The organism is Streptomyces botrytidirepellens (assembly GCF_003721215.1).
Classification (GTDB): Bacteria; Actinomycetota; Actinomycetes; order Streptomycetales; family Streptomycetaceae; genus Streptomyces; species Streptomyces himastatinicus.
The window spans coordinates 1-3,117 of the sequence record NZ_RIBZ01000555.1 but is presented as its reverse complement, the minus strand read 5'-3'; the positions used below and the strand labels follow the sequence as shown (position 1 = coordinate 3,117).

The 3,117-nt window shown below is 71.2% G+C and carries 4 protein-coding genes; all 4 read right to left on the bottom strand.

Annotated features, from left to right (window positions below; translation table 11 throughout):
- Nucleotides 1–69 precede the first annotated feature (69 nt).
- A complete protein-coding gene (nusB, locus tag EEJ42_RS32735) occupies nt 70–543 on the bottom strand; it encodes a transcription antitermination factor NusB (RefSeq protein WP_123105583.1) in 474 nt (157 codons plus the stop codon).
- A 2-nt stretch (nt 544–545) separates the two neighbouring features.
- Nucleotides 546–1,112: an elongation factor P gene (gene efp, locus EEJ42_RS32730; RefSeq protein WP_123105581.1), complete on the bottom strand. Its 567-nt coding sequence runs from the start codon at nt 1,110–1,112 to the stop codon at nt 546–548.
- A gap of 96 nt (nt 1,113–1,208) precedes the next feature.
- Entirely contained in the window at nt 1,209–2,315 is a 1,107-nt protein-coding gene (locus EEJ42_RS32725; RefSeq protein WP_123105579.1) for an aminopeptidase P family protein, read from the bottom strand.
- A 74-nt stretch (nt 2,316–2,389) separates the two neighbouring features.
- The coding region (locus tag EEJ42_RS32720) for an AAA family ATPase (RefSeq protein WP_246097537.1) at nt 2,390–3,117 on the bottom strand (728 nt) is incomplete at its 5' end.

Genomic DNA, 3,117 nt, shown 5'->3' with positions numbered 1-3,117 from the left:
GGGGGCGGTGGAAGTGCCGTACGGCCTCCACCGCCCCCGGCGGCTGTGTAACGGGTCCTGCCGACCACCCTACGTCTGGGTCTCCTGGTCGCGGGTCTCCCCGTCGCGGGACTCCTCGCCGCGGCGCAGCCCCGGCTTCAGCTCCTTGAGCCGGCCCAGCAGACCGTTGACGAACGACGGCGAGTCGTCGGTGGAGAACTCCTTGGCGAGCTGCACCGCCTCGTCGATCACCACGGCGTCCGGAGTCGCGTCCTCCCACACCAGCTCATAGGCGCCGAGCCGCAGGATGTTCCGGTCGACGACCGGCATCCGGTCCAGCGTCCAGCCCACCGCGTAGGTGGCGAGCAGCTCGTCGATCCGGGCGGTGTGGGCCGCGTACCCCTCGACGAGCTGCATCGTGTATTCGCTGACCGGCGGCTGCCGGTCGTCGGTCCGGGCGTGCCGTATCCAGTCCGCGAGGACGGTCTGCACGGAGCTGCCACGCTGGTCGGCCTCGAAAAGGATCTGAAAGGCACGCTTACGGGCCTTGTTGCGGGCAGCCACGGTTAGTTGTTCACCCGACCGAGGTACTCACCGGAACGGGTGTCGACCTTGATCTTTTCACCGGTGGTGATGAACAGCGGGACGCCGATCTCGTAGCCGGTCTCGAGCTTGGCGGGCTTGGAGCCACCGGTCGAGCGGTCACCCTGGACGCCCGGCTCGGTGTACTCGATCACCAGCTCGACGGCGGCGGGCAGCTCGACATACAGAGGGTTGCCCTCGTACATCGCCACGACCGCCTCGAAACCCTCGAGCAGAAACCGGGCGTTGTCGCCGACGACCTCGGGGGTGACGTAAATCTGGTCGAACGTGTCCATGTCCATGAACACGAAGCTCTCGCCGTCCTTGTACGAGAACTGCATGCCGCGCTTGTCGACATTGGCCGTCTCGACCTTCACGCCGGCGTTGAAGGTCTTGTCGACCACCTTGCCGGACAGCACGTTCTTGAGCTTGGTGCGCACGAAAGCAGGGCCCTTGCCGGGCTTGACGTGCTGGAACTCGACGACGGACCAGAGCTGGCCGCCTTCGAGCTTGAGCACCATGCCGTTCTTGAGGTCGTTCGTGGATGCCACGGTTGCGGGATCTCCTGGACTACAGCTGGTGGAGACCAGAAAGCAGCGGTGCGCCGTTATCAGCCAGGGCAGCCAGCGGAAAACTGTCAGCCAGAACTACAGCGCGAGCAGCTCTTTGGTCGTGATGGTGAGTAGCTCGGGTCCGCCGTCCGCCTCGGGGCGGACGACGAGCGTGTCGTCGATCCGGACACCGCCCCGTCCCGGGAGGTGGACCCCCGGTTCGACGGTGACCGGCACACAAGCGTCCAGTTTACCCATGGCCGACGGCGAGAGCCGAGGGTCCTCGTCGATTTCAAGGCCCACGCCGTGTCCGGTACGCGTCTCCAGCCCCTCCCCGTACCCCGCGGCGTCCAGCACCTGACGGGTCACCCGGTCCACGTCCCGGTACGCCACGCCCGGCAGCAGCGCCTCCCGCCCGGCCCGCTGAGCGGCGAAGACGACGTCGTACAGCTCGACCTGCCAGTCCGCGGGCGAGGGGCCGATGACGAACGTACGGCCCACCTGGCAGCGGTACCCGCGGTAGTCGGCGCCGAGGCAGATGGTGAGGAAATCACCCTCCTCCACCCGCCGGTCGGTGGGCAGATGCCCGGCCCGGCCCGCGTGCGGCCCCGCGGCGACCACGGTGGGGAACGCCGGTCCGTCCGCCCCGTGGTCCACCAGCCGTCGCTCCAGCTCCAGCGCGAGATGACGCTCGGTGCGGCCCACCAGGATCGACTCCAGCAGCTCACCGAGCGCCTGGTCGGCCAGCTCCCCGGCGATCCGCATGCAGGAGATCTCCTCGTCGTCCTTGACGATCCGCAGCTGCTCGACGGCCCGGCCCAGGTCGGCGAGGCGCAGCCGCGGCGCGGCGGAGCCGACCGCCCGGTGGCGGGCCACGGTCAGATGGTGCTCCTCGACGGCCAGCGACTCGGCGCCGTCCGCCGCCGCCAGGTCGGCGGCGGCCACGGCCGGGTCGCCGTCCGGCCCGGACAGCACGAGCAGCCGCAGATCCTCCGGATGCGGCCCCGCACCCGGCCCCCATGACGACGCCTCGGGCGCCACCAGGACGTCCTGGACGGGCCCGAGGAGCAGGGTGGCGCCCGGGGGCGCGTCGCCGCACAGATAGCGCACGTTGGCGGGCCGGGAGACCAGGGCGGCCTCGCTTCCGGCCGCCGAGTACTGGTCGTGCAGGCGGGCACGTCGGGCCGCGTACACCTGGGACATGCCCCGAGCGTACGCACTGCGACCCGCCCCGGCCGTTCGGACGGGTCCGGATGGGGGCCCGTCCCCTGAAGCTCTCAGAAGGTGGGCGGGCTCGCGATGGAGCGGGCCACCACCTCGTCCAGCATGCGGGCGGTGGTCTCCACGTCGTACGTCGAGTTGTCGATGATCGGCAGCCCGGAGCCGTACCACCCGGCCATCCGGCCGTGGATGCGGGCGACCTCTTCGTCGCTGAGGCGGCGGTTGCCGCTGCGGGCCGCGTTCCGCTCCAGGACGATTTCCAGGCCGGGCAGCACCACGACGGGGAGGAGGCCGGGGCCGACGTGCCGCTTCCAGCCGCCGAGGCCGACGACGGGGCGGTCCGGGAAGACGGCGTCGTCCAGGATGCAGGAGATGCCGTTGGCGAGGAAGTTGCGGGCGGCGAAGCCGCAGGTGCGGCGGGCGAGACGATACTGCGCCTCGGAGTTCTCGTTCCAGCCCGACTGGGGGTTGGCGAAGCCCGACCTGACCCATTCGCGGACGTCGTCCAGGCTGATGTGGGCGGTCGGGACCCGGCGGCGGTCGGCCCAGTAGCGGGCGACGGTGGTCTTGCCCGCTCCGGCCGGTCCGATGAGCAGCACGGCGACGGCGGCCTGCGAGGCGTCGGCCATCGCCGGGTCGGCGGGCGGGTGCGGCAGCGGGACGGGCCCGCCGGGCGGGAGCTGGATGTGGCCGGTGGTGCCGGGGTGCTCGACGGGCGGCTGCGGGGTGGGGTGCCCGGTCTGCGGATGGCCCGCCACCGGAGGGGCGGGCGCGGGCGGTGCGG